The sequence below is a fragment of the Corallococcus macrosporus DSM 14697 genome (assembly GCF_002305895.1).
Taxonomy (GTDB): domain Bacteria; phylum Myxococcota; class Myxococcia; order Myxococcales; family Myxococcaceae; genus Myxococcus; species Myxococcus macrosporus.
In genome coordinates this window covers 6169326-6194781 of sequence record NZ_CP022203.1, presented here as the reverse complement: position 1 = coordinate 6194781, position 25456 = coordinate 6169326, and the positions used below count along the sequence as shown (strand labels likewise).

The window sequence follows — 25456 nt, the reverse complement described above, 5'->3', positions numbered from 1 at the left end:
TCGGTGGGCGCTTCGTGCACCGAGTACAGCTACGGTGCGGAGGTTCAGTCGTGCGGTTGCGGCGGTGGCTTGCCGATCGAAATCTAGGCTGCCGCTATCAGGCATCATTGTAACTCTCCATTGATTGCTTGAAATGGGCACGGCCCGGCCCCTCATGTGAGGAGCCGGGCCGTCGTTTTTCAATCGCCCGAGGGCGCCTGCCTCAGTGGGACGCGGCGGGCGTGGGCACCGCGTCGTCCTCGCCCGTGGACCGCTTCGCCTCGCCGCGCAGCTTCTGCATCAGCACGTAGAGGCCGGGGATGAACACGAAGTTCACCACCGTGGACACCAGCATGCCGCCGAACACCGCCGTCCCCAGCGAGTTGCGGGACGCCGCGCCGGCGCCGGACGCCGTCATCAGCGGCACCACGCCCAGGAGGAAGGCGAAGGACGTCATCAGGATGGGGCGCAGGCGGACCTCCGCCGCCTCCACCACCGCGTCGATGACGCTCTTGCCGCCCTCCCGGAGCTGCTCGGCGAACTCCACGATGAGGATGGCGTTCTTGCTGGCCAGGCCCACCAGCATGACGAGCCCCACCTGGCAGAACACGTCGTTGGCGAACCCGCGCGCGAGCTGCAACCCCAGCGCGCCCATGATGGCCAGGGGCACGGAGAAGATGATGACCAGCGGCAGGCTGAAGCTCTCATACTGCGCCGCCAGCACCAGGAAGACGAAGAGCAGGCCCAGCGCGAAGATGATGGCCGTCTGGCCGCCGCTCTCCTTCTGCTCCAGGCTGATGCCCGTCCACTCCGCGCTCATGCCCTGGGGCAGGTGCTGCGCGGCCAGCGCCTCCATGGCCTCCAGCGCCTGGCCGGAGGACACGTCCGGCGCCGGCTGCCCGTTGACCTCCGCCGAGCGGAACAGGTTGTAGTGGCGGATGACCTGGGCGGACACGGTGGGCTCCACCTTGACCAGCGACTCCAGCGGAATCATGTCCCCGGTGTCGCTGCGTACGTAGAAGGCGCCGATGTCGGACGGGTTGTCCCGGAACTGCTGCTCCGCCTGCACGTACACGCGGTAGGTGCGGTTGGCGTAGTTGAAGTCGTTGACGTACTGGCTGCCCATGTAGACCTGCATGGTGCCGAAGATCTGCTCAATCGGAACCCCGAGCGCCTTCGCCTTCTGCCGGTCCACCTCCACGTCCAGCAGCGGGGTGTCCGCGTTGAAGGTGCTGAAGACCCCGCGGAGCTGGCCCTGCTCGTTGGCCTTCGCCACCAGCATCTGCGTGGCCGCGGCCAGGTCATCCAGCGACTTGGTGCCGTCGATGTCCTCGACGATGTACTGGAAGCCGCCCACGCTGCCGACGCCGCGGATGGCGGGCGGCTGGAAGGGCAGCACGCGCGCTCCGCCAATCTGACTCAGCGGGCCACGCAGCCGCTCCACCAGCGCGGCCACCGACTGGCCCTTGCCCGTGCGCTCCTCCCACGGAGTCAGCGACGAGAAGATCATGGCCATGTTGGGGCCGTTGCCCATCACGGAGAAGCCACCGATGGCGAACATGGCGCGCACCTCGGGCTGCGCCTGCAGAATCGCCTCCGCCTCGACCAGCACCTTCTCCGTCTGGGCGAGTGCCATGCCCTCGGGGCCCTGGATGGAGACCATGATGTAGCCCTGGTCCTCGTCGGGGATGAAGCCCGTGGGCGCGACGCGGAAGAGCAGCGCCGTGCCGCCGATGCACGCCAGGAAGGCGAGCAGGACCAGGTAGGGGTGCTTCAGCATCCTGCGCAGGCCCCGGCCATACATCGCCTTCGTCCCGTCCAGGACCTTGTCCACCCAGCGGAAGAAGACCCACTTCTCGCCCACGTGGTGCTTCAGCATCCGCGCGCTGAGCGCGGGGGTGAGCGTGAGGGCGCAGAAGGCGGACAGCACCATGGACGCGGCGATGGTCAGCGCGAACTGACGGTAGATGGCGCCGGTGGTGCCCGGGAAGAGCGCCACCGGGACGAACACCGCCACCAGCACGATGGAGATGGCGATGACGGCGCCGGCCACCTCCTTCATGCCCTCCCGCGCGGCCTGCATGGGCGAGAGGCGCCGCTCCACCATCAACCGCTCGATGTTCTCGATGACGACGATGGCGTCGTCCACCACCAGACCCGTGGCCAGCGTGAGGCCGAACAGGGTGAGGGTGTTGATGGAGAAGCCCATCAGGTAGACGAAGGCGAAGGTGCCTATCAGCGAGACGGGGAGGGTGAAGGCCGTGATGAGCACGCTGCGCCAGCCGTGCAGGAACACGAAGATGACGAGGATGACGAGGACGATGGCCTCCGCCAGCGTCTTGACGACCTCGTTGATGGAGGCGCGGACGGCCAGGGTGGTGTCGGTGCCCGTCTGGAACTGCATGCCAGGCGGGAACAGCTTCGACAGCCGCTCCAGCTCCGCGTACACGCCGTCGCGCACGTCCAGCGCGTTGGCGGTGGGGAGCTGGAAGATGCCCAGGCCCACGCCCGTCTTGCCGTTGAAGCGCAGGAGGGTGCCGTAGTTCTCCGCGCCCAGCTCCACGCGGCCCACGTCCTTCACCCGGACGCTGGTACCATCCGTGTCCCGCATCAGGACGATGTCACCGAACTCCGCCGGCTCCACCAGCCGGCCCCGGGCCCGCACCGCGAGCTGGTAGGGCTGGTCCTCGGTGGACGGCGGCTGGCCAATCTGGCCCGCGGCCACCTGGAGGTTCTGCTCCTGGAGCGCGCGCGTCACGTCCTGGGGCGTGAGCTTGCGGCGCGCCAGCTCCGTGGGGTCCAACCACAGGCGCATGGAGAACTTGCGCTCGCCGAAGATGCGCACGTCACCCACGCCGGGCACGCGCTTGATGGCGTCCTTCAGGCTCACGTCGGCGTAGTTGCTGAGGAACTTGGCGTCGTAGCGGTTGTCCGGGCTGAACAGGCCCACCGTCAGCAGCATCTGGCTAGAGGCCTTGTTGACGACGATGCCCGTCTGGTTCACCTGCGAGGGCAGGCGCGCGGAGGCGCGGCTGACGCGGTTCTGCACGTCGACGGCCGCCACCTCGATGTCGCGGGCGGCGTCGAAGGTGATGGTGATTTGACTGGATCCGTCGTTGCCGCTGGTGGAGGTGATGTAGCGCATGCCCTCCACGCCGTTGAGCTCCTGCTCCAGCGGGATGGTGACGGCGCTCTCCACCACCTCGGCGCTCGCGCCCACGTAGGTGCTGCTCACGGTGACCTGCGGCGGCGCCAGGTCCGGGTACTGGGAGATGGGCAGCGTGGGGATGGCAATCAGCCCCACCAGCGTCAGCAGGATGGAGCAGACGATGGCGAAGACGGGCCTGCGGATGAAGAAGTCGACGAACATGGTGCGTTATCCGGCCCTTCGTTCAGCGGCTCCCGCCGACCGTGCCGCCGCCGTTGCCAGCAGCCCGGGGCGGGCCGCTGCCAGTGGGCGCGGAGGAGGCGTTGGCCTGCTTGGGTTTCACCGCGGTGCCATCCCGCAGCGCCTGCAGCGAGGACACGGCGATCTGATCGCCTGACTTCAGCCCGTTCTCCACCACGTAGGCCATCTCGCCCAGCGCGCCGAGCGTGATGGGGCGGCGCTCCACCACCGTCTTCCCATCCTTCTCCAGGACGATCAGCGCGAAGGGCTGGCCGCTCTGCCGCACGACGGCGAGCGCGGGAATCTGCAGCGCGTCCCGGGCCGAGTAGACGAGCCGCGCGCGCACCAGCTCGCTGGGCCGCAGGCCCACGGTGTTGCGGAAGGCCGCCTTCACCTCCACCAACTGGGTGCGCGGGTCCGCCTGGGGCGCGATGTAGAAGACGTTGCTGGTGAGCAGCACCTTGCCCGCGGCGTCCAGGATTTCGAGCGCGGTGTCGGGCTTCATCGCCCGGGCGCGCGGCGACGGAATCGACACGCTCACCTCCAGCACGTCCGCCTGCGCCACGCTGGTGAGCGGCGTCGTCATGCCCACGTAGTCACCCAGCCGCACCAGCACGTCCCCCACCGTGCCGGCGAAGGGCGCGCGGACGATGTGGTACTGGAGCTGCACCTGGCGCTGCGTCACCTGCGCGGCCGACGAGCGCGCCGCGGCCTGGGCGGCCTCCACCTGCGCGCGGCCCTGCTCCAGCTCCTGCGCGCTCGCGAGCCCTTCCTTGTAGAGCGCCTCGGTGCGCTCCAGCGTGCGGCGCGCCAGCTCCAGGCTCACCTGGGTGGAGCTGAGCTGCGCCTGCGCGCTGTCGAGCGCCGCGGTGCCTTCGCGCGAGTCCACCTCGAGGAGCGGCGCGCCGGCCTCCACCTTCTCACCGGGGCGCACGTGAATCTTGCGCACGTACCCGGCGACCTGGGGCAGCACGCTGACGTTCTGCCGCGACAGCAGCGAGCCCAGGTACTCCCCCGTGTCACGGACCTCGCGCGGGGTGAGCGTCATCACCTCCACCTCGCGGGGCGGAGGGGCCGCGGGGGCCGCCTTCTGCCCCGAACAGCCCGCCACCGCCGCCAGCAGGGTGACGCCCCACATCGCCTTCATCGGATTCACCAGTCGCACCGCGCCTCCGTCAGGAATGCGTCCAGGCGCGCCTGGACGAGCTCGAATTCACGCAGCACCAGGTTCAGCTCCGCCTGGCGCAGGGCCGCTCCGCTCTGCACCAGCTCCAGGCTGCTGCCGCGGCCCACTTCAAAAGAACGGCGGGTGAGGCGGTCGGTCCGGTCCGCCAGGTCGCGGGACGCCACCGCCGTCGCCACCAGGGCCTCCGCCACCTCCACGGCGCGCCGGGCCTGGGTCACCTGGATGGACACGTTGCGGCGGGTGCTCTCCAGCGTCTCCGCCGCCTGGCGCTCCACGCCCTCGCGCTCGCGAATCAGGCCGCCGCGCAGGCCGCCCTCCCAGATGGGGACGGACAGCACCGCGGACACGCTCCAGATGGCCACGCGGCCAAAGCCCGGGTCCGTGGTCAGGCCAATGGCCGTGCTGGACAGGCCCAGCGTGGGCAGATAGCCGGCGGTGGCCTGCTGGCGGCTGTCGCGCGCGGACTCCAACTGCGCGCGCGAGGCCACCAGGTCCGTCCGCTCATTCACGTCCTTCAAGGGCGTGCAGGCCCGCCGCGTCTCCTCCACCAGCCCCTGGAGGTTGAAGTCCCGGGTGACGCCCACGGCGCTGTCGTTGCCCACCGCCAGCCCCAGGGCCTCGCGGCTGCGCCGGAGCTGCTCATCGCCCGCGACCAGGGCGCCACGCGCCACCGCCACGTCCTGCTCCACGCGCACCACGTCCAACTGGTTGCCCGCGCCCAGCTCATACGTCCGCTGCGCCAGCGCGAAGCGCTCCAGGGCCTGCCGCAGGCCCACGCGGTTGATCTCCGCCGCGCGCTCCGCCGCCACCGTGGACACCAGCACCTGGGCCAGCCCCCGCGTGAGCAGCCGCCGCGTCTCCGCCAGCGTCGCCACCGCGCCCTTTTCGGCCGCCTTGGCCGAGGCCCGCCCGCGCCAGGCGCTGATGTCCACCAGGGACTGCGTCAGGTTCGCCGTGGCGGTGATGAGCGGCGTGGAGGGACCGCCGGTGTCGCCGCCGCCAATGCCCACCAGCGGCGTGCCGCCCGCGCCCACGGGGAGGTCGGGATTGAGCAGGTCAACACCGACACTGGACGACACGCGCGCATTGGGGAGCAGCGCGGACAGGGCCTGCCGGGAGCGCCCGGCGGCGCGCTCCACGCCGGCTTCGGCGCTGCGCAAGTCGGTGGAGCGCTGGCGGACGAGCGCGAGGGCTTCATCCCAGGTGGACACCTGCTGCGGTGCGGGCGCCACGGGGGTGAGCATCGCGTCCTCCACCTTCGGCTGGAAGGGGACGGGCGCGGGAATGGACGGTGACGGCTCGGTCAGCGTCGACGCCGCGACGAGCGCCATGAGAATGACGGAAGGGGAGGCCATACCAGGAGGAAGAAATAAGGGAGCGAACTGCGTGTGGGCCGGAATCTTCCCCCCGTTGTGACCAAACGCGTCGGGCCGATGTAATTGACAATGGTTGTAGTCTGCAACCATCTTTACGGGAGATGACTCTCCCGGAGCAAATGGCCTCGCTGCGTCGCGCCATCCGCCGTCTGCTGACCGAGCGGCTCGGCGAGCAGACCAGTCGACCTTTCATGCAGTTGCTGGCGCTGCAGTCCATCGCGGACGGTGTGCGCAGCCAGGCCGCCATCGCGGAGCGGCTGCTCGTGGACGCCCCCGCGGTGAGCCGGCTCGTGGGCCGCCTGGAGGAGGACGGGCTGGTGAAGCGCGGCCCCTCCGAGGACCGCCGCTGCTCCCGCCTGGAGCTGTCTCCGGCCGGCCACGCCGAGCTGGGGGTGCTGCGTGACGCCCTGGTGTGGACGGACAGGGAGCTGCTGCGTCACCTCACGGCGCCGGAGATGGCGGAGCTCAAGCGGCTGATGGAGAAGCTGCTGACGGGGCTCGTCCAGGCCCGGGGCCCGCTGCCGGTGGACGGCTGCGGCGGCCCGCCCGAGGCGTGACGCGGAAATGACGAAGGGCCCGGCCCTGGAGGTTCTCCAGGAGGCCGAGCCCTTCATGGCGCCCGTGTCGGGGCGGGTGCGTCAGGCCTGCGCGGGCTTCGTCTCGGCGTCGGCCGGGGCGCTCTCGGGGGCCTGCTGCTCGGTGTCGGCCGGGGCCTCCGCCTTGGTGGCCTGGCCCTCGTCCTCGGCGCGCACGCGCGAGGTCTCCTCGGTGCGCTGGTCGCTGGCGGCGACCTCCTCGGGCGTCAGCTCCGTGCGGTCGGCGAGCATGCCCGTCTTCTTCTCCAGGTCCTTGATGGCCCGGCGGAGCAGGTCGCGCTCCAGGAGCGTGCGGTTGAGGCGCTTCTCCAAGGCCTTGTACTTGTCGCGGCTCAGGTCCAGGTCGTGCTTGGTGGCGGCGTAGACGCGCTGCTGCGTCTCGTTGCGGCCCTTCACCCGGCGCAGCTCCTTCTCCAGCTCCGCCGCGCGGTTGCGGTCCTTGGTGGCGGCCTGCTCCAGCCGCTCCATCTTCTCGCGGTCCGCGTCGTTCAGCTCGCGGTACACGCGCTGGCGGCGCTCCTGCGGCGCCGCCTCCGTCGTCGTGGCCACCACGGGCACCACCGCGGCGACGACGGCCTCACCCTCCTGGGCGGGCGCGGCGACCTGCGCGGGCGCGGCGGTGGGAGCGGGCGCGGCCGGCGCGGGCTGCGGCCGGCGGCCCTTGGACTCCAGCTCCGACTTCAGCCGCTGGTTCTCCACCAGCGCGTGGGACAGCTCCTCGCGGGTCCGCTCGAGCTGCGTGGAGGCGCTGCGCTCCACCTCGGCGCGCGCCTTGGCCAGCTCCTGCGCGCCCTTGTCGGATTCCTTCTGCTCGTACAGCTTCCGCTTGGCCTGCTTGAGCTGCTCCTTCACGTCCTGAAGTTGAGAGCGCTGCTCATCCAGCTCCTTCTGCTTGCGCTGGAGCTCCGCCTCGGCCTTGGCGCGCGCCTGGGTGTCCGTCACCAGCTCGGCGCGGGGCGACGACGACGCGGCCGACGAGGGGAGCGCGGCGTGCTTGGGGCCGGCGAAGAGATTGAAATAGAGCGAGATGGCGAGCCCGACAGCAAGGGCGAGGACCAGGACCAGCACGGGAACGACCTCCACGGGGAAATGCAAAAAGCGGGGCAGCCTACCGTCAGCCCCCGGGGCGTCAAGGGTCCACTGCTGGACGTGCTTGGGTTCACGCAGTGAATCGCCCTGGCTGCCTGTCCGGCCGGCCCGGCGGGCGTCCCCTGGCACCGCCCGCCTCGTCAGTACGCGTACGCCCAGCCGCCGCGCCCGCCGCTCCGGGCGCCCATGCGGGCTCCCAGCTCCCGCAGCCGGCGCACCCGTTCGGGGATGGGCGGGTGGGTGGAGAACAGCGCCATGACGCCGCCGTGGTGGAGCGGGTTGACGATGAAGAGGTGGGAGGTGGCGGGGGCCTTGTCGTAGGGGATGGCCTCGGCGCCGCGCTCCAGCTTCAGCAGGGCGTTGGCGAGCGCGTCCGGGTCGCCCGCCAGCTCGGCGCCCGTCTGGTCGGCCCCGTACTCCCGGGAGCGGCTGACCGCGAGCTGGAGCAGGGTGGCGGCGATGGGGGCCACCAGCAGCAGGCCCAGGTTGGCGAAGGCGCTGCCCAGGCCGCCGCGCTCGTCGTCGTCGCCCCGGCTGAGCATGGAGCCGCCGAACCAGAAGAGCATCTGCGCGGCGTAGCTGATGATGCCGGCCAGCGTCGCCGCCACGGTGCCGATGAGGGTATCCCGGTTGAGCACATGGCCCAGCTCGTGGGCCAGCACGCCCTCCAGCTCGCGCCGGTCGAGCAGCTCCAGGAGGCCGGCGGTCACCGCGATGGCCGCGTGGCTCGGGTTGCGGCCGGTGGCGAACGCGTTGGGGGCCGCGGTGGGCAGGAGGTAGACCTTGGGCTTGGGCATGCCCGCACGGGCGCACAGCCGCTCCACCAGCTCATGGAGCCAGGGCGCCTGCTCACGGGGCAGCGGCTTCGCGCCATGGATGGCCAGGGCAATCCGGTCGCTGAACCAGTACGAGCCGAAGTTCATCACCACCGCGAAGAGGCCTGCGAAGAGCAGGCCCCGCGCTCCGCCCAGCCGGTCGCCGATGACGAGCACCAGCGCCGTGAGTCCGGCCAGCAGCACCGTCGTCTTGAGCGCGTTGCCCAGCCGGTGCCAACCGCCGCCGCCGTGCAGCGCCGGTCGGCCCGCGCGAGGGCCGGATGCGTCGTGGGGAGGGTTGAGCGCCATGGCCGCCTCGTCTCCTGGGGCCCGCCTGGGGGCCTCTGGCAAACGTAAACAGGCGCGCGGGCGCGGCAACGAGGCGGGGCCGGTGCCTGAGCGGCCACCCTCGGAGGGAAGGGGGCCGCGTTGGCGTCCCGCGCTCCCCAGGGGCGCTGGGGAGCGGCAGGGGTTCCTACAGCCGCTCGGCCGTGGCCCCGCGGAGCGGAGAGCGCAGGCGGACGGGCGGCGTGTCCGGCGCGGGGCGGATCCACCGCTTGGGCGCCAGTCCGTCCACCTCCTGGGCGAGGTCCACGTCGGGGTCCACCAGGCGCTCCGCGGGCCGGCCGTTGAGCGACACCAGGGCGTCGACGTGCACCTGGACCCGGCCCTTGCCCCGTGCCTCGAAGTCCCGGGCGATGTGCCGCGCGAGCTGGAGGATGAGGTCCGGCTGCACCGACATCTCCCGCTCCTGGAGGCGGGTGAGGTACTGGGTGGGCGTGACGTGCCACTCCCGGTCCGACGCCGGGTCGCGGACGATGAACGTCACGCTGCCGTTCTTCTCGCGCGCCATCACCCGCCACGAGAAGCGCATGCCCTGCTCGTGCCACAGCACGTTGCCACCATACAGGTGCGTCCGGAGGGGCACGGCGACCTGGACGACGGCGTAGGCCACGGCCAGTCCCAGGGCCGCCCGGGCCTTCCAGCCGGGGGCTCCCGGTGCCAGGGGCGAGGCCGGTTCAGCGGGCGGCTCGGCCGCGGCGGCCACCCGGGCGAAGCGGGTGCGCAGCCCCTGGAACAGGCGCCGTGGCCAGGACGGCTCGAAGAACACGAGCGCGCCGGTGACCATGATGACGGGGAACATCCCGATGGGGAACAGCGCGGAGGTGGCCGCGTGGAACCCGATGACGACGACGTAGGCGAAGGGCCGCAGCTTCCGCGTGAGGAGGCAGGCGACGATGAAGGTGTCGAACAGGAAGCCCGACCACGCCGCCGCGTAGGCCACCCAGCGCTCGGCGAGCAGCGGCCCCACCACGGGGAGGCTCGTCCGCGCCGACAGCCAGATGTTGAGCGGCTGGGCATGCACCAGCCAGTCGCTGGTGAGCTTCGCCAGTCCGGCGAACACGTAGACCACGCCGACCTGGAAGCGCAGCAACCACGTACACCACGCCGGCAGCCAGTCGCTCCGCAGCGCCGGGGTGCGCCACGCATCCACGGAGAAGCCGCGATGGGCCGGGACGAAGAGCATCAGCCCCAGCAGCAGGCTCACCAGGTAGTAGTGGTTGAGGTAGTTGCTGACGTCCACGAGCTGGACGTAGGTGAAGGTGACGAACAGCAGCGCCACCGCCACGCGGTAGAAGAGGCCCGCCGCCATGCAGAGCCCGAGCACCGCGAGCGCCGCGAAGACGGCGTGCATCCAGGGCGCCGGCAGCGCGGGCACCCAGCCGAAGCCCCAGTAGGTGAAGTGGAAGCGGGGGCCGGTGAACAGCACGTCCACCCAGCCGTAGGCGAGGAACCGGACCGCTGACACGGTGACGAGCAGCCCGAGCGCCACGCGGAACGCCACCAGCGCCGCGAGGTCTCGCGGCGCCAGCAGCGCTTGCCAGAGGCGTGCGGAGGCGGAACGCGCGCCTGGCGCCACCTCAGTCATTGTCCCCCTCGACGGACTGGGGCAGCTCCAGGTCCAGCACGGTGACGAGCTCCGTCTTGAGGACGTCCGTCACGCCCTTGACGGCGTCGTACAGGGTCCGCACCGCGGCCTTGTCCTGGGCCAGGAGGGTCGCCACGTCCTCGCCCGGGAGGGCCTCGATGCCCGCCGCCGCCGCCGCGTTGCGCTCGCGCAGCCTGGCCGCCAGGGCGTCCGCGCCCGAGGCCTCCAGCAGGTCGTCGAAGCCGGTGCCGGAGAAGTCCTCGCCGCAGCCCTCCGTGAGGCGGCGGTAGCCCACCAGGTTGGCGCGGAGGTTCGTCTTCGAGCGCGCCGCGAACTGCGACTCCAGGTGCTCGGGGCAGGTGGACGTGGCGCACTCACGCATCCCCAGCGGGCGCGCCAGCTTGAGGTCCTTCACCTCGCGCTCGAGGTAGAAGATGGCGTCGCTCATGGCGTTCAGCGCCGCCTGCGTGGAGGGGTACACGTCGTTGCCGGAGCCGGCCGTCGTCAGCGTCTGGGTGAAGTTGCCCTGGTCGGCGGCCCACGCGCTCACCAGCGCGTCCGCGCGGCGGTGGACGTCGGCGGCCACCACGGCGGCGTACGCCCGCTTGCGCGCGGCCCGCTCGTCCTCGGACAGCGCCGCCCACGTGCCCTGGGACACGATGGCGGAGGTGCCGGGGCAGGCGGTGTCGTTGCCCTCGAAGAAGAGCAGGTACTCCAGCGCGTACAGGCCGCGGCGGCTCACCAGCGACGTCTCGAAGGACTCCGACGCGTAGCTGCGGTTGACGACCTGCTCCTCGACGGCGCACCGGCTGACCAGCGGCCACGAATAGATGTTGTCGCGATGCTCCGCGCCACCCGGCACGCTGCGAGGCGCCGCGGGCCCGAACTGCATCACCTCCGCCACCTGCCATACGTCCATGGCCGCGTGGTAGGCCGCGCGCGCGGCGTCCCGCGTGGTGGCGTCCGGCGTGGCCGCGTGCGCCTTGACGGCGTCGTCCAGCGCGGCGGCCGCCGTCTGGAATTCACGCGCCGTCTGCAGGACGCAGGCGCCGGACGCTTCCAGCAGCGCGGCCCGCGTCGCGGCCACGGTGTCGTCGGGCGCGCCCGCGTCCGGTGGCGCCGGTTTGTCCGACTTGCACGCGGACAGCGAGAGGAGCGCGGGAACCACGAGCGCGATGGCGCTCGCGCGAAGGGCGGAGTGGGGGCGTGACGACTCGGAGTTCATGGCCGGGCTCGCTAACACGCCGAAGTTGTTAATGACAATCAACTTCAAAATTTCTCCCGGATACCATGCGAGTTCCTACAGCTTGGAGGTTGACCCGAAGCGCTCATCCGAAGTAGGAGGCTGCGCACCGAAACTGATAACGATTATCGTTTGCAGTTCGAAGGACTCCCGAGGAGGGGACGAACATCATGTTGAAGACGGTCAATCACCGCGGCTTCCTGGTGCGTGGAGCGGCCCTGGCGCTCACGCTGGCGTGCATGACGGGCTGCGGCGACGACGAGCCCACGCCGACGCCCATCCCCGACGCGGGCACGCAGTCGGACGCGGGCACGCAGACGGACGCGGGCACGGAACCGACGCCGGACGCCGGCACGGGCCCGCTGGACAGCGACATCGCGGTGGTGCGCCTCAACACGGACGGCACGCAGGACACGACGTTTGGCGCCGGCGGCGTCACGCACGTGGACTTCGGCACCGGCCGCGACGGCACGCGTGACTCGCTGTGGGACGTGCGGGTGGACGCCACGGACCGCATCGTGCTGTTCGGCAACAAGCGCGCGGACGGTACGCGCGCGGACACCGACCGCGTGGTGGCCCGCCTGACGGCGACGGGCGCGCTGGACACGACGTTCGGCTCGGCGGCGACGCCCAACGGCTTCAGCGTCCTCAACCTGTCCAACCTGAACGACGGCATGCGCTACGGCCTGGTGCAGCCGGACGGGAAGATCATGACCTCCGGCTACACGTCCATGCCCACGGGCGTGGGTGCGCAGGCGGCCAACCGCATCGTGCTGCAGCGCCTGAACGACGACGGCAAGGCGGATGACACCTTCGGCTGGAAGGGCGTCGTGACGTCCGCGCCGTTCCAGGCCCAGAGCGAGACGAACCCCGAGTGGGGCATGGCCGAGGCCTACGCCGCCGGCATGCAGTCCACCGGCAGCTACGTGACGACGGGCTACGGCCGGTCCGCGTCCTCCGGCACGGTGGACCTGGTGTCCTTCCGCTACACCGCCACGGGCGAGCTCGACCCGACGTGGGGCACGGGCGGCGCCGTGGTGCTGGACCTGGCCGGTGACAACGACCGCGGCCGCAACCTGGTGGTCCTGAACGACGACCGCGTCCTGCACGTGGGCAGCGGTACGCCGAGCGCGCAGAACATCCAGGCCATGCTCCTGATGCAGACGGCGGACGGCCAGCCGGACACCACCTTCGCGCCGGAAGGCTACAAGGTCTACGGCCTTGAGCGCTCCGAGCAGGCCTTCTTCGGCGTGGCCAAGTCGGCGGACGGCAACTGGGCCGCCGCGGTGGGCTACCGCGCCGGTGGCGACGAGGGCACCGACGCCATCCTGGCCATCATCCCCACGGGTGGCACGGGCACGGAGGTCGTCAAGGCCACGCCCATCTCCACCACGGAGAACGACCGCTTCTGGTCCGTCGCCTTCGACTCGGACAACCGCATCTACGCGGCGGGCTTCGTGACCGAGGGGGGTGACAACCACATGGTGGTGGCGCGCTTCACCACCGACGGCAACCTCGACCCGACCTTCGGCACCGGCGGCATCGCCAAGGTCAACGTCGTCACGGCGGCCACCGAGGAGACCGCTCGCGGCATCGCCATCCAGTCGGACGGCAAGATCGTCATCGGCGGCCCCGTCGAGAAGCAGTAGTCGAAGCGGGAGTCACGGAAGTTGAGTAGAGCAGGAGCCGGGGAGGGCGGTCCGCGCGCGGGCGGGCCGCCACCTCCGGCTCCTGGCTTTTGAAAGGTCGAAACGCTTCAGATGGCACTGTTCGAGCAGAAGTGGATGCGGGCGCGGAGCTGGACGGTTCCGGCGCTCTTGCTGACATGGGCCTCTCCGGCCGCGGCACAGTCCGAGCCGCCCCAGGATGACGGCGCCGGGGTTCCCGAACCGTCGCTGGCGCAGGACGCCGCCAACGGGGTTTCAGAGTCGCCGCCGGCGCAGGACGCCGCCGCCGGGGTTCCCGAGTCGCCGCCGGCGCAGGACACCGCAGCCGCGTCGGACACGGCGCAAACGCCCGACGTCGCCGCCGCGCCGGAGCCACCGCTGGCCGCCCCCGACGTCGCCGCCGCGCCGGAGCCACCGTTGGCCGCCACCGAGGAGGCGCCCGCGAGCGACGCTCCCCTCGCCGCCGCGAGCGAGCCGCTGGTACTCGAACCCTCGCCGGAGCGGGTGGAGAAGAAGTTCGAGAGCGTGGTGGTGGGCACGTCGGAGGCGCGCACCAGCGGCTCCATCCACGTCCTGAAGCCCGCGCAGCTGGAGCGCTTCGAGCGCGATGACCCGGCCGCCATCCTCCAGACGGTGCCTGGCGTGTACTCCCGTGGCGAGGACGGCTTCGGCCTGCGCCCGAACGTGGGCCTGCGCGGCGTCAACCCGGACCGCGCCAAGAAGGTCACCCTGCTGGAGGACGGCATCCTCTTCGGCCCGGCGCCGTACTCCGCGCCGGCGGCCTACTACTTCCCGCTGGCCACGCGCATGCAGAGCATCCGCGTGCTGAAGGGGCCCTCGGCCATCCAGCAGGGGCCGCAGACGGTGGGCGGCTCCGTGGAGTTCATCACCCGGGACATCCCCGCGTCGGAGACGGCGTGGCTGGACGTGGCGGGCGGCGAGTACCTCTACGGCAAGGCCCACGGCGTCTTCGGCGCCAGCACCGAGCGCGCGGGCTTCCTGCTGGAGGGCGTCCACCTGCGCAGTGACGGCTTCAAGGAGCTGGACACCGTGGGCGGCGACACGGGCTTCACCCGCAACGAGTGGATGGCCAAGGGCCGCTACCAGCTCGTCCCGGAAGGGCCGGTGCGCCAGACGCTCCAGCTCAAGCTGGGCTACTCGGACGAGGACTCGAACGAGACGTACCTGGGCCTGAGCGACGCGGACTTCGCCGCCGCGCCGCTGCGCCGCTACGTCGCCAGCGCCCTGGACCACATGAAGTGGCACCGCACGCAGGTGGTGCTCAGCCACGAACTCGAAGCGGGCGGGCTGGCCGTGACGACGTCCGTCTACCGGCAGGACCTGAGCCGGGCGTGGCGCAAGGTGAACCGCTTCCGCGGCGCCTCCATCGCCAGCGTGCTGGCGGACCCCACGAGCGCGCGCAACGCCATCTACTACGGCGTGCTCACCGGCGAGCTGGACACGGCGTCGGCCCAGGACGCGCTGCTCATCGGCCCCAACGACCGCACCTACGTGTCCCAGGGCCTCCAGAGCATCGCCCGCTGGACGACGAACACCGGGTCGCTGAGCCACAACCTCGAGCTGGGCGCGCGCTTCCACTACGACCGCATCCGCCGCCTCCACACCGAGGACGCCTTCCTCATGCAGGGCGGCCAGCTCGTGCGGACCAGCGAGCCCACGTACACCACGGCCGACAACAAGGACGCCACGCACGCCGTCGCCCTGCACGCGACGGACGCCATCGGCTGGGGCCCCCTGGTGCTGACGCCGGGCGTGCGGCTGGAGATCATCCGCTCCGAGTCCTCGAACCGCCTGACGGGCGCCGAGTCCCATGGCGCGCTGGAGGTGCTCATGCCGGGCATGGGCGTCTACGGGGCGCTGACGCGCGAGCTGGGCCTGTTCGCCGGGGCCTACCGCGGCTTCTCGCCGCCCGCGCCCGGACAGCCGGACGCGGTGCTGCCGGAGAAGAGCATCAACTACGAGGCGGGCGCCCGGTGGACGCGCCGGGGCGAGCGGCTGGAGGCGGTGGGCTTCTTCAACGACTACTCCAACCTCACCGACATCTGCACCTTCTCCAGCGGCTGCCTCAACGACGACCTGGACCGGCAGACGGACGCGGGCAAGGCGTACATCTACGGCCTGGAGGTCTTCGGCGAGAAGACCTTCCGCCCGGGCGGCGGGGTGACGTTCCCCGTGTCGCTGTCCTACACCTTCACGCGCACGCGGCTGCGCGAGGCCTTCCAGTCCGCGGACCCGCAGTTCGGCAACGTGCGCGCGGGCGACGAGCTGCCCTACGTGCCCCGGCACCAGCTCTACGCCACCGCGGGCGTGGAGACGGCCTGGGGCGGCCTGGCCCTGAGCGCCTTCTACGTGGACGCCATGCGCGAGAGGGCGGGGCAGGGCGAGGCGCCCCCGGGCGAGCTGACGGACGCGCTGCTGACCTTCGACGTCAACGCGAGCTGGCACTTCTCCCGCTGGGGGCAGCTCTACCTGAGCGCTCGCAACATCCTGGACGAGCAGGCCATCGTGTCGCGCCGCCCCTACGGCGCCCGGCCCAACGCGCCGCGGACCGTCATCGTGGGCGTCAAGCTGGGCATCTGAGGCCCGGACACCACCGCGGGCGGCGCCGCGCTTCTAGAGATAGAAGCGGTCCGTCACGCCCGCGGTGCGCTGGAGGATGGCGCTCCAACCCAGCCACAAGGCGATGCCACTGGCGTCCGCCCGCGCCTCGGCGCCCAGGGCGCCGAGCGAGCCCGTGCAGCCCGCCAGGGTGAACAGCCCCGAGTCCGTCAGGTGTGCGAGCAGCGCGCGCAACGTGGGCATGCCGCGTGATTCGAAGCGGTTCGTGACGTCGTCGCGACCCAGGAAGTCCGGCTCGTCGAGCGTCCCATGGAGGAAGCGCTCCAGGGCCCACCAGAAGAGGTACACCTCCGCCTTGCGGCCCGACGCCACGGCCGCGGCGGCGATGGACAGGCCCTGGTGCACGCGGTCGTAGTCGCCGCTGTGCAGGAAGACAACCACGTGGGTCGGTGGGGGGCTCACGCCGGCGCTCATACCGCCCACCAGCCGTCAGCGTCCACCCACACTCCCGCACCGACCGACCGGGGTCCTTTGGCTTGCGCCTTGGCCGCCGTGCTTGCTAGGAAACTTCGGCCATTCAGGCACTTACGCGCTTTCCCTCCCCAGGGCGGACCGGACTCCAGCGAGATGGGCGATGACATCACAGCCAGACGCAAGGACGCGCATCTCGACCTTTGCGCCACGGGTGACGTCGAGCCCTCGGGGAACAGCACCCTCCTGGAGTGCGTGAAGCTGGTTCACTGCGCGATGCCGGAGCTGTCCGTGGAGGACGTGGACCTGTCCACGCCGTTCCTGGGCAAGCGGCTGCGCTACCCGTTGCTCGTCACCGGGATGACGGGCGGCACGGAGCGCGCGGGGGCGGTGAACCGCGACCTGGCGCAGCTCGCCGAGCGTCATGGCCTGGCCTTCGGCGTGGGGAGCCAGCGCGCCATGTCGGAGGACGCCGCTCGGACGGCCTCCTTCCAGGTGCGGCAGGTGGCGCCCACGGTGGCGCTCCTGGGCAACATCGGCATGTTCCAGGCCATCCGGCTGGGCGTGGACGGAACGCGGCGGCTGGTGGACGGCATTGGCGCGGACGGGCTGGCGCTGCACCTCAACGCGGGCCAGGAGCTGACGCAGCCGGAAGGCGACCGGGACTTCCGGGGCGGCTACCGCGTGGTGGAGCTGCTGGTGCGCGCCTTCGGTGACCGGCTGCTGGTGAAGGAGACGGGCTGCGGCATTGGCCCGGACGTCGCGCGGCGGCTGGTGGACCTGGGCGTGCGGAACATCGACGTGTCCGGCCTGGGCGGGACGTCCTGGGTGCGCGTGGAACAACTTCGCGCCTCGGGCGTACAGGCCCAGGTGGGCGCGGAGTTCAGCGCGTGGGGCATCCCCACGGCGGCGGCCCTGGCGACCGTGCGGCGCGCCGTGGGCCCGGACGTCCACCTGGTGGCGAGCGGCGGCCTGCGCACGGGGCTGGACGCCGCCAAGGTGCTGGCGCTGGGCGCGAACCTGGCCGGCATGGCGCTGCCGCTGTTCCGCGCGCAGCAGGCGGGCGGTCTCCCCGCGGCGGAGGCGGCGCTGGAGGTCATCCTGGCCGGGCTGCGTCAGGCGCTGGTCCTGACGGGAAGCAGAAGCTGCGCTGAACTGGGACAGCGGCCCCGGGTGGTCACCGGAGAGTTGAAGGATTGGTTGGCGGCGCTGTAGAGGGTGGCCGCGCCGAAGTCTGGAAGGAAGAACATGTCTGACACCGTGACGTCCCGGCTTCCCGGGTTCCACAAGCTGCCGATGGAGGAGCGCCACGCGCACCTCTCCCGCATGTTCCGGCTCACGCCCGAGGACCTGCAGCAGCTCCTGGGCTCGGAGGCGCTCCAGCCTGTCCTGGCGAACCAGATGATTGAGAACGCGGTGGGGACCTTCTCCCTGCCGCTGGGCCTGGGGCTGAACCTCCAGGTCAACGGGCGCGACTACCTGGTGCCCATGGCGGTGGAGGAGCCGTCCGTGGTGGCGGCGGTGTCCTTCGCGGCGAAGATCGTCCGGGAGGCGGGCGGCTTCATTGGCGAGGCGGACCCGTCGCTGATGATTGGCCAGGTGCAGGTGTCGCGCTACGGCGACCCGACGGTGGCCACCGAGCGCATCCTGGCGCACAAGGAGCAGATCCTCGCGCTGGCCAACAGCTTCCACCCGGCGATGGTCGCGCGGGGCGGTGGGGCCAAGGACGTGGAGGTGCGCGTGCTGCCGGCCCCCGAGGGCCCGCGCGGCGAGCCGCTGCTCATCGTCCACCTCATCATCGACGCCCAGGAGGCGATGGGGGCCAACCTCATCAACACCATGGCGGAGGGCGTGGCGCCGCTCGTCGAGCAGGTGACGGGTGGCAAGGTGTATCTGCGCATCCTCTCCAACCTGGCGGACCGCCGGCTGGCGCGGGCCATGTGCCGCATCCCCATCCCGCTGCTGGCGGACTTCGAGATGCCGGCCGAGGAGATCGCCGAGGGCATCGCCCAGGCGAGCCGCTTCGCGGAGGCCGACCCGTACCGCGCCGCCACGCACAACAAGGGCGTGATGAACGGCATCGACGCGGTGGCCATCGCCACGGGGCAGGACTGGCGCGCCATTGAAGCGGGCGCGCACGCGTTCGCCTGCCGCAACGGGCAGTACCGGCCGCTGTCCACCTGGTACCTGGAGGAGGGGCACCTGGTGGGCCGCATCGAGCTGCCCATGGCGCTGGGCACGGTGGGCGGGCCCATCAAGATCCACCCGGGCGTGCAGATGGCGCTCAAGCTGATGCAGACCACCACGGTGCGCGAGCTGGCCATGGTGATCGCGGCGGTGGGTCTGGCGCAGAACTTCGCGGCGCTCCGGGCGCTGGGCAGCGTGGGCATCCAGAAGGGCCACATGGCGATGCACGCGCGCTGCGTGGCGGTGACGGCGGGCGCGCGGGGCGACTGGGTGGAGAAGATCGCCAACCTGCTGGTGAAGGCGGGCCACGTGAAGGTGGAGAAGGCCCGCGAACTGCTGGCCGCCCTCCCCGCCGAGGATGCCGCGGCCGCGACCGGCACCAACGTCTGACGCCGTGGCTCCTCGCACTGAATCCTTGTCGGCCTTTGGCGCCGGCAAGGTCATCCTGTTGGGTGAGCACAGCGTCGTGTACGGGCACCCGGCCCTGGCCGGGCCCTTGTCGCAGGGCGTGACGGCGCGTGCCGTTCCCGCGAAGTCGTGTCAGCTCTCGCTTCCGGCCACGTTGAGCCGCCCGCAGCGGGCGCAGCTCACGGCGGCGTTCGCCCGCGCCGCGGAGGTGACGGGCGCGCCGCCGGTGAAGGTGTCGCTGGAGGCGGACCTGCCGCTGGCGGTGGGGTTGGGGAGCTCGGCGGCCCTGTCGGTGGCGTGCGCGCGGCTGCTGCTCCAGGCGGCGGGGGCGGAGCCCTCGCACAAGGACGCGGTGCGCGTGGCGTGGGCCATGGAGCAGGAGTTCCACGGCGCGCCGTCGGGGTTGGACCACACGACGAGCGCGATGGAGCAGCTTGTCCTCTACCGGCGCAAGCCGGGGGCGGCCAAGGGCACGGGGCAGGTGGTGGACAGCCCCAGGCCGCTGCACGTGGTGGTGACGCTCGCGGGTGAGCGCAGCCCCACGAAGAAGACGGTGGGCGCGCTGCGTGAGCGGCAGGCGCGCTGGCCGTCGCGCTACGAGCGCCTGTTCACGGAAATCGGACGGGTGTCCACGGAGGGCGCGAAGGCGGTGGCGGCGGGTGATTTGGAGGCGCTGGGTGACGCGATGAACGTCAACCAGGGCCTGCTGGCGGCGCTGGGCCTGTCGTCGCCGCCGCTGGAAGAGATGGTCTACCGGCTCCGGGAGCTGGGGGCGCTGGGCGCCAAGCTGACCGGAGCGGGTGGAGATGGTGGGGCCGTCATCGGCCTGTTCCTCGAGCCCAAGCCGGTGGTGACGAAGCTCCGCCGGATGGGCGTGCGCTGCTTCAGCAGCCAGCTCGCGGGTCCGCGGGCGTCGTGAGTCTTCCCATGAAAGCCACAGCACTGGCGCATCCCAACATCGCCCTGGTGAAGTACTGGGGGAAGCGGGATGACGCGCTGATTCTTCCGCATCAGTCCAGCCTGTCCCTCACGCTGTCGCCGCTGTCGGTGACGACCACGGTGGAGTTCGGCGCCGCGAGCGACCAGGTGGAGCTCAACGGCCACACCGCGAAGGGCAGCGAGCGCGACCGCGTGCTGCGCCTGCTGGAGACGGTGCGCGCCCAGGCGAAGGCCGACCTGGGGCCCGCGAAGGTGGTGTCGCGCGGGGACTTCCCCATGGCGGCGGGGCTGGCCAGCAGCGCGGCGGGCTTCGCGGCGCTGGCGGTGGCGGGGCGCGCGGCGGCGGGGCTGCCGTCGGAGCCTCGCGCGGCCAGCATCCTGGCGCGGCTGGGCAGCGGCTCCGCGTGCCGGAGCGTGCAGGGCGGCTTCTGTGAGTGGCAGCGCGGCGAGCGTCCGGATGGCGAGGACAGCTTCGCGGTGCAGCGCTTCGACGCGGCCCACTGGCCGGACCTGCGCATGGTGGTGGCGATCATCGACCGCGGCGAGAAAGAGGTGAAGTCGCGGGACGGGATGAAGCACACGGTGGACACCAGCCCGTACTACCCGGCGTGGGTGAAGGACGCGGAGGCGGAGGTGGTGCAGGTGCGTGAGCACATCGCGAAGCGCGACCTGCAGGCCCTGGGCGAGCTGTGTGAGCGCAACGCGTGGCGGATGCACGCGACGTCCTTCGCCGCGAATCCGCCGCTGAGCTACATGAGCCCCGGCACGCTGGCGCTCATCCAGCACCTGAAGGAGCAGCGCAAGAAGGGCATCCCGGTGTGGTTCACGTTGGACGCGGGGCCCAACCCGGTGCTGCTGACGGACGCCGCGCACGAGGTGGCCGCGGAGGCGCTGGCCCGCGCGTGTGGCGCGGTGGAGGTGATTCGCTGCGTGCCCGGCGGTGATGCGGAGCTGAAGGCGGAGCACCTCTTCTGATGGAGCGCGCCCTCTCCGCGCCGGGCAAGCTGTTCCTCTCCGGCGAGTACGCCGTGCTGTGGGGCGGGGTGGCGCGCCTGGCCGCGGTGGCGCCGCGCACCGCCGCGTACGTCCGTCGCCGCGCGGATGCCCGTGTGCACGTGTGCCTGGAGGAGGGGACGCTGGCGGGGAGCACCACGCCGCTGGGCGTGCGCTGGGCGCGGGACGTGCCGGCGGGGTTCGCCTTCGTGGCGCGGGCGCTGGATGAGGCCCTGCGGGCGCATGGCCGGGCGAGCCAGGGCTTTGACCTGGCGGTGGCGCCGTCCGCGGTGGGGCCGAATGGACAGAAGCTGGGCATGGGCGGCAGTGCGTGCGCGACGGTGCTGGCGGCGGAGGGCGTGCGCTACGTGCTGGAGGAGCGCTACGACGCGCTGAAGCTGGCGCTGCTGGCGCACACGCTGGGGCAGGGCGGGAAGGGCAGCGGCGGGGATGTGGCGACGAGCTTCGCCGGAGGCGTGCTGCGCTACCGGCGCTACGACGTGGCGCCCTTGATTGAGGCGAGCAACAGCGGCCGGTTGCGCGCGGCGCTGGCGGAGTCTCCGTCGGTGGACGTGTGGCGGTTGCCTTTGCCCCGGGTGTCCATGGCGTATGCCTTCACGGGCGAGAGCGCCTCGACGCGGGTGCTGATTGGCCAGGTGGAGGCCCGGCTGGAGGAGGCGGGCCGCCGGAGCTTCGTGGAGCGCTCGGACACGCTGGGCCACTCGATTGAGGACGGGCTGAGCGGCGGTGACTTCCGGGCCTTCTCCGAGGCCGTGAAGGCGCAGCACGCGCTGCTGTTGGAGCTGGGGCCGCTGGAGACGGAGGGCATGCGGCGCGTGTTGGCGCTGGCTGCCACGTACGGCGCGGCGGGCAAGCTGTCCGGCGCGGGCGGCGGGGACGGCTGCATCCTGTTCGCGCCGGATGCGCAGGTCCGCGCGGAGATGTGCAAGGGATTGGCGGCGCGTGGCTTCCACACGCTGCCCCTGGACGCGGAGCCCGGTGTTCGCGGTGAGGCGCAGTTGGAGCCACGATTGCGGACGTGGGTGGACGCGCTGGACTGAGCGCGTCACTTCCTGGCGGCGGATGCTTGTCTGCCGTGGCGGGAAAAACACAGACACGTTGGTTGCGGTGACGTGTCCCAGTCATCAATGCCCGTGTCATTCCGGACACGTCTATCGTTCATGACGTGGCGTCGACATACTCGCTGGAGGCATTCCTTCTTCGCGCCCTGCGACAATCCCGGTGTGGGACTTCCCGCCTCGGAGAGAATCAGGCCGAAGGTCTACGTCATCGATGCCGCGGGTGCTCAGTCGGGCACGGTGTACAGCGGCGACTGGTTCGAGTTCGCATGGCCGGTCGCATCGACGCAACTGAATAACTCGCCGTTCACATCCTCGAGGGAATCATGCTGAAGCTCTTGTCGTCAGTGGTCCTCAGTCTGCTGGTGTCCGTGGGAGTTCTGCCCGCCGAAGAGGGGGAGGTCGAGTCGCTCGCCGCCACGACCACCACCGTCGCGACGCACAACACGCTGCGTGGGCAGGCGACGTTCAGGCCGCTCGCGGATGTCATCGGCTGGCAGGAAGTGAGCACCGCGGAAGGGCACAACAAGCTCGAAGCGCTCGAGTACTACGCTCACTTCCGGCCTGGCGCGGAGCGGCTCGCCGCCCGCAACTCCATCGCCATCTCCTGGCGCAAGAACAAGTACGAGAAGACCGGCGACGGCTCTCGACTCACGCACGAAGGCGAAGCTGGCGTGACGCCCGCGCGCTTCGTCAACTGGGTCGTGCTGAAGAACAAGCAGACCGGCGCGAAGCTGGCGTTCATCAACACGCACTACATCTCCGGTGCATGGAACGGTCAGAATCCCGATCGCCAGGCGCGCTGGCATACGCATAACTCCGTGGTCCGCGAGGTCGTCCGGGAGTTGCGCGGCCGTGGCCTGCCCGTGGTCCTGGTCGGTGACTTCAACCGTCAGTTGTCGCAGGACATCCCCGGCATGAATCATCTGCGCACGGCGGGGGTCTCCGGCGTGCCCATCGATCAGATCTACGTCAGCCAGGGCATTGGCACCGGCCCCGCCGAGCGGCTGGAGAAGTACGGCTCCGACCACTTCGCGTACACCGCGACCGTCCAGTACTGAGCGCGCGCGTCCGGCTGACGGAAGATGGGCATCAAGCAAGGGCCCGGCGGTGTCGTCCCGCTGGGTGGTCAGGGGCAGGGCAGGTTGTCGGCGGAGGGTCCGCCTCCAAGCCCTCTTCATCCAGTTGCCTTGGTTTAGCCATTCGTAGCGCTGCCGCGTCCGTGAGGCAGGGCCCTCGTCCGGCGGGCCCCGCCCCGAAACGAACCTAGCGGTGGCGCTTCGATGCGGTGCCGCGCATCTCGTTGAGCGCGTCCACCACGGCCGCGCGCAGCTCCTCGATGATGGTGTCGAGGAACGGCCGGCGCTGGAGGTCCTCGGTAATCCAGGGGTCCATGATGACGGAGCGGAGCACGGTGATGCGGCCCTCCTCACCTCGGCCCGCCGCCGCGCCGCTGCCCAGCAGGCGCGTCTTGTAGTCATCGAAGAACTTCTTGCCGTAGTCCTCCTCGATGAAGTCCGTGGTGCTCACCAACAGCCGGTAGCCGTAGATGTCCCGGCCGTCGGCCTTGACGCCCAGGCGCTCGTAGATCTTCCGGTTGAAGGTGTTCGCCTCCTCCAGGCTCGGGTTGAGGCCATTCCCCGTCGTGAAGTTGAAGGCGTAGGTGAGGATGTTGAGGTCCGCGCCCGTCTCACGCAGCAGCTCCAGCTCCTCCTCGCCCGAGGCCATCAAGAGCTGATCTTGACGCACGCCCTCGATCTGGTGGCGCAGGACCTCCAGCGCCTGCTTCTCTCCGCCGTACTTGCGCTTCATGGGCTCGGAGAGCTTGAAGCGCGGGCCGGGGACCACGACGAAGTCGCTCGTCACGGCGTTCATCATCAGCAGCCGGGCATGGAACAGCTTGCAGTTGTAGAGCGCCCTCCCGAGGATCTTCCCGTAGCCGCGCTGGTCGGGCGGCACCACGGCGTGGCTGAGGTACACGCCCGCCGCCGCCGCGCCGGGCTTGGAGCCCTCGATGCCGTACTTGCCCACGGTGAGGTCCTCCTGGCTCCCCGCCGTGTTGATGTAGGGCGCCTCGAAGGCCACCAGGCTGCGCATGGACTGATTGCGGTAGCACAGCGCTCCCGCGGGGTAGGGCAGGTAGCCCGTCTTGTGCGGATCCACGGTGATGGTGTCCGCCTCCGGGATGGCCTCGAACTGCTCCGTGACGTAGCGACTCAGGGCCAGCGCTGGCGCCGGAGGGCCCTCGCGGCCCGGGCCGGTGCTCGGCGGCGCGCGCAGGAGCGAGGCGAAGTACCCGCCCCACGCCGCGTCGGCGTGCACGCAGAACGACATCCCCCGGGGATGGTACTTCTCCCGGCGAAGCGCCAGCACGGACGCGAGCGGGTCCACCAGCCCCTCCTCCGTCGTCCCCAGCACCGCCGTCACCGCGATGACGGGCTGCTTGTCCGTGTCGCACTGGTCCAGCCGCGCTTCCAGGGCCGCGGCGTCCATGCGCCCCTCTTCATCCAGGGGGATGCTCAGCATGTGGTCCGCGCCGATGCCCAGGATCGCCGCCGCCTTCGGCAGCGAGTAATGCTTGGAGCCAGGGACGATGAACACCGGGGCCTTGAGGTCGCCCAGGTAGCGCCGGGTGAACTCCACGAGCCCCAGGTCCTGGAGCATGTAGTTGCTCACGCGCGCCGTCAGGGTCTCCACGGGGATGGAGAACTCCTCCTGGATGCGAGTGGGGATGCCCAGCACCTCGTCCACCTCCAGGTTCAAGGCCTGCCAGGTGTCCAGGTCGAGCAGGCGGGCCCGGCTCCCCGAGGGCAGCGTCACCTGCAGGGCCTTCGCGGCGGAGAGTGAGGACTCCTGCTGGATGGCCTCGCGCAGCGACAGGCAGTAGAACTTCAGGTTCCGCGCGGCCCACATCGCCTCGATGTTGGCGGTGGTGCCGCCGCTGGTCAGGTGGCTCCAGGGGCGGATGCCATTCTTCTGGGTGTAGCCCACCATCCGGCACAGGTCCTCGCCGGCCCGGACCTCCAGCACCGTCGTCAGCGGCGAGGCCTCCAGCGCGACGTTGTTCTGGTTGTAGAGCATCGCCGCGAAGTAGCCCGCCATGCCCGGGAGCGTCTGGTCCCACGTCATGTGGCCCTGGTAGCGCATGCTGAAGAACGGCGCGGACTTCTTCAGCTCGGCCAGGAGGTTGTCGAACTCCGTGTGCAGCGTGTCGAGCGCCCGCAGGTAGCCCGGGTCCCGCTTGATGCTCTGGGTGATGGCCGGCGGGTCCATCGGGTGGAAGTTCCGGCGCCAGAAGGCGTGGTCCCTCAGGGCCTCCAGCACCAGTTGCTCGAAGACGTCTGCATTCTCCGCCCGAGGGCCCAGGAACCAGGCCTCGACGTCCCGCTCGTTTTCGCTCGGTGCCTCCCGGCCGCGGGTGGATTCCCACAGCAGCTCTCTGTGCGCGAGCTGGTTGCTCTTCAGGCGCTGAGTCGTCCCCTCATTTGAGCCGAGCGTCAAGGGCCGTCCCCAGCGGTTGGCTGGTGCCG

18 protein-coding genes are annotated in these 25456 nt (G+C 70.9%); 9 read left to right on the top strand and 9 right to left on the bottom strand.

What is annotated here, in order from left to right:
- Nucleotides 1–202: 202 nt before the first annotated feature.
- From MYMAC_RS24720 to MYMAC_RS24710, 3 genes are read right to left on the bottom strand one after another with little or no spacing between them, the layout of a single operon-like run.
- Nucleotides 203–3349: an efflux RND transporter permease subunit gene (locus MYMAC_RS24720; RefSeq protein WP_095959874.1), complete on the bottom strand. Its 3147-nt coding sequence runs from the start codon at nucleotides 3347–3349 to the stop codon at nucleotides 203–205.
- 22 nt (nucleotides 3350–3371) lie between these two features.
- Nucleotides 3372–4532 carry an efflux RND transporter periplasmic adaptor subunit gene (locus MYMAC_RS24715; protein ID WP_095959873.1) on the bottom strand — a complete coding sequence of 387 codons (1161 nt, stop codon included), beginning with the start codon at nucleotides 4530–4532 and terminating at the stop codon, nucleotides 3372–3374.
- Nucleotides 4520–5908: a TolC family protein gene (locus tag MYMAC_RS24710; protein WP_095959872.1), complete on the bottom strand. Its 1389-nt coding sequence runs from the start codon at nucleotides 5906–5908 to the stop codon at nucleotides 4520–4522. Before MYMAC_RS24710 ends, MYMAC_RS24715 begins: the two co-directional genes overlap by 13 nt.
- 140 nt (nucleotides 5909–6048) lie before the next feature.
- Here MYMAC_RS24710 and MYMAC_RS24705 point away from each other — a divergent pair, with 140 nt between their 5' ends.
- Nucleotides 6049–6486 (top strand): MarR family winged helix-turn-helix transcriptional regulator, encoded by a 438-nt coding sequence (locus MYMAC_RS24705; RefSeq protein ID WP_239988992.1) that lies wholly within the window; start codon nucleotides 6049–6051, stop codon nucleotides 6484–6486.
- An 81-nt stretch (nucleotides 6487–6567) separates the two neighbouring features.
- On the opposite strand, the gene MYMAC_RS24700 is transcribed toward MYMAC_RS24705, so the two are convergent.
- From MYMAC_RS24700 to MYMAC_RS24685, 4 genes are all read right to left on the bottom strand, one after another.
- Nucleotides 6568–7593, bottom strand: coding sequence for a coiled-coil domain-containing protein (locus MYMAC_RS24700; protein WP_095959870.1), 1026 nt, complete (start codon nucleotides 7591–7593; stop codon nucleotides 6568–6570).
- A gap of 161 nt (nucleotides 7594–7754) precedes the next feature.
- Nucleotides 7755–8738 (bottom strand): zinc metalloprotease HtpX, encoded by a 984-nt coding sequence (locus MYMAC_RS24695; RefSeq protein WP_095959869.1) that lies wholly within the window; start codon nucleotides 8736–8738, stop codon nucleotides 7755–7757.
- A 166-nt stretch (nucleotides 8739–8904) separates the two neighbouring features.
- Nucleotides 8905–10359, bottom strand: a complete 1455-nt coding sequence (locus MYMAC_RS24690) for an HTTM domain-containing protein (protein WP_095959868.1) — start codon at nucleotides 10357–10359, stop codon at nucleotides 8905–8907.
- Nucleotides 10352–11584, bottom strand: a complete 1233-nt coding sequence (locus MYMAC_RS24685) for an imelysin family protein (protein ID WP_170114767.1) — start codon at nucleotides 11582–11584, stop codon at nucleotides 10352–10354. Before MYMAC_RS24685 ends, MYMAC_RS24690 begins: the two co-directional genes overlap by 8 nt.
- 188 nt (nucleotides 11585–11772) lie before the next feature.
- On the opposite strand from MYMAC_RS24685, the gene MYMAC_RS24680 reads away from it, so the two are divergent.
- Both MYMAC_RS24680 and MYMAC_RS24675 read left to right on the top strand, forming a co-directional pair.
- Nucleotides 11773–13251, top strand: coding sequence for an NHL repeat-containing protein (locus MYMAC_RS24680; protein WP_095959866.1), 1479 nt, complete (start codon nucleotides 11773–11775; stop codon nucleotides 13249–13251).
- Between the two features lie 111 nt (nucleotides 13252–13362).
- The gene (locus tag MYMAC_RS24675) at nucleotides 13363–15870 is read left to right on the top strand and encodes a TonB-dependent receptor family protein (protein ID WP_095959865.1); all 2508 of its coding nucleotides are present in this window, start codon (nucleotides 13363–13365) and stop codon (nucleotides 15868–15870) included.
- Nucleotides 15871–15903: 33 nt separating this feature from the next.
- Here MYMAC_RS24675 and MYMAC_RS24670 read toward each other — a convergent pair whose 3' ends face one another.
- Nucleotides 15904–16323, bottom strand: a complete 420-nt coding sequence (locus tag MYMAC_RS24670; RefSeq protein WP_204816938.1) for a hypothetical protein — start codon at nucleotides 16321–16323, stop codon at nucleotides 15904–15906.
- A gap of 153 nt (nucleotides 16324–16476) precedes the next feature.
- On the opposite strand from MYMAC_RS24670, the gene fni reads away from it, so the two are divergent.
- The 6 genes from fni to MYMAC_RS24640 all read left to right on the top strand — a co-directional run bounded on the left by fni (nucleotide 16477) and on the right by MYMAC_RS24640 (nucleotide 22987).
- Nucleotides 16477–17535: a type 2 isopentenyl-diphosphate Delta-isomerase gene (gene fni, locus MYMAC_RS24665; protein ID WP_013941567.1), complete on the top strand. Its 1059-nt coding sequence runs from the start codon at nucleotides 16477–16479 to the stop codon at nucleotides 17533–17535.
- A gap of 33 nt (nucleotides 17536–17568) precedes the next feature.
- Complete coding sequence (locus MYMAC_RS24660; protein WP_095959864.1) at nucleotides 17569–18897, top strand: hydroxymethylglutaryl-CoA reductase, degradative; 1329 nt, start codon at nucleotides 17569–17571, stop codon at nucleotides 18895–18897.
- Between the two features lie 4 nt (nucleotides 18898–18901).
- Nucleotides 18902–19834: a mevalonate kinase gene (mvk, locus tag MYMAC_RS24655; RefSeq protein ID WP_095959863.1), complete on the top strand. Its 933-nt coding sequence runs from the start codon at nucleotides 18902–18904 to the stop codon at nucleotides 19832–19834.
- Nucleotides 19835–19842: 8 nt separating this feature from the next.
- Nucleotides 19843–20829, top strand: a complete 987-nt coding sequence (gene mvaD, locus MYMAC_RS24650; protein WP_095959862.1) for a diphosphomevalonate decarboxylase — start codon at nucleotides 19843–19845, stop codon at nucleotides 20827–20829.
- The gene (locus MYMAC_RS24645; RefSeq protein WP_095959861.1) at nucleotides 20829–21908 is read left to right on the top strand and encodes a mevalonate kinase family protein; all 1080 of its coding nucleotides are present in this window, start codon (nucleotides 20829–20831) and stop codon (nucleotides 21906–21908) included. Before mvaD ends, MYMAC_RS24645 begins: the two co-directional genes overlap by 1 nt.
- Before the next feature lie 344 nt (nucleotides 21909–22252).
- Nucleotides 22253–22987: an endonuclease/exonuclease/phosphatase family protein gene (locus MYMAC_RS24640; protein ID WP_095959860.1), complete on the top strand. Its 735-nt coding sequence runs from the start codon at nucleotides 22253–22255 to the stop codon at nucleotides 22985–22987.
- A 205-nt stretch (nucleotides 22988–23192) separates the two neighbouring features.
- On the opposite strand, the gene MYMAC_RS24635 is transcribed toward MYMAC_RS24640, so the two are convergent.
- Nucleotides 23193–25427, bottom strand: a complete 2235-nt coding sequence (locus MYMAC_RS24635) for a pyridoxal phosphate-dependent decarboxylase family protein (RefSeq protein ID WP_239988990.1) — start codon at nucleotides 25425–25427, stop codon at nucleotides 23193–23195.
- Nucleotides 25428–25456: the final 29 nt, after the last annotated feature.

Bases quoted from the DNA above. Each gene is read 5' to 3' on its own strand.
- MYMAC_RS24720 (WP_095959874.1), bottom strand. From the start codon at position 3,349: ATGTTCGTCGACTTCTTCATCCGCAGGCCCGTCTTCGCCATCGTCTGC.
- MYMAC_RS24710 (WP_095959872.1), bottom strand. From the start codon at position 5,908: ATGGCCTCCCCTTCCGTCATTCTCATGGCGCTCGTCGCGGCGTCGACG.
- MYMAC_RS24705 (WP_239988992.1), top strand. From the start codon at position 6,049: ATGGCCTCGCTGCGTCGCGCCATCCGCCGTCTGCTGACCGAGCGGCTC.
- MYMAC_RS24695 (WP_095959869.1), bottom strand. From the start codon at position 8,738: ATGGCGCTCAACCCTCCCCACGACGCATCCGGCCCTCGCGCGGGCCGA.
- MYMAC_RS24690 (WP_095959868.1), bottom strand. From the start codon at position 10,359: ATGACTGAGGTGGCGCCAGGCGCGCGTTCCGCCTCCGCACGCCTCTGG.
- MYMAC_RS24685 (WP_170114767.1), bottom strand. From the start codon at position 11,584: ATGAACTCCGAGTCGTCACGCCCCCACTCCGCCCTTCGCGCGAGCGCC.
- MYMAC_RS24680 (WP_095959866.1), top strand. From the start codon at position 11,773: ATGTTGAAGACGGTCAATCACCGCGGCTTCCTGGTGCGTGGAGCGGCC.
- MYMAC_RS24675 (WP_095959865.1), top strand. From the start codon at position 13,363: ATGGCACTGTTCGAGCAGAAGTGGATGCGGGCGCGGAGCTGGACGGTT.
- MYMAC_RS24670 (WP_204816938.1), bottom strand. From the start codon at position 16,323: ATGAGCGCCGGCGTGAGCCCCCCACCGACCCACGTGGTTGTCTTCCTG.
- fni (WP_013941567.1), top strand. From the start codon at position 16,477: ATGGGCGATGACATCACAGCCAGACGCAAGGACGCGCATCTCGACCTT.
- MYMAC_RS24660 (WP_095959864.1), top strand. From the start codon at position 17,569: ATGTCTGACACCGTGACGTCCCGGCTTCCCGGGTTCCACAAGCTGCCG.
- mvaD (WP_095959862.1), top strand. From the start codon at position 19,843: ATGAAAGCCACAGCACTGGCGCATCCCAACATCGCCCTGGTGAAGTAC.
- MYMAC_RS24645 (WP_095959861.1), top strand. From the start codon at position 20,829: ATGGAGCGCGCCCTCTCCGCGCCGGGCAAGCTGTTCCTCTCCGGCGAG.
- MYMAC_RS24640 (WP_095959860.1), top strand. From the start codon at position 22,253: ATGCTGAAGCTCTTGTCGTCAGTGGTCCTCAGTCTGCTGGTGTCCGTG.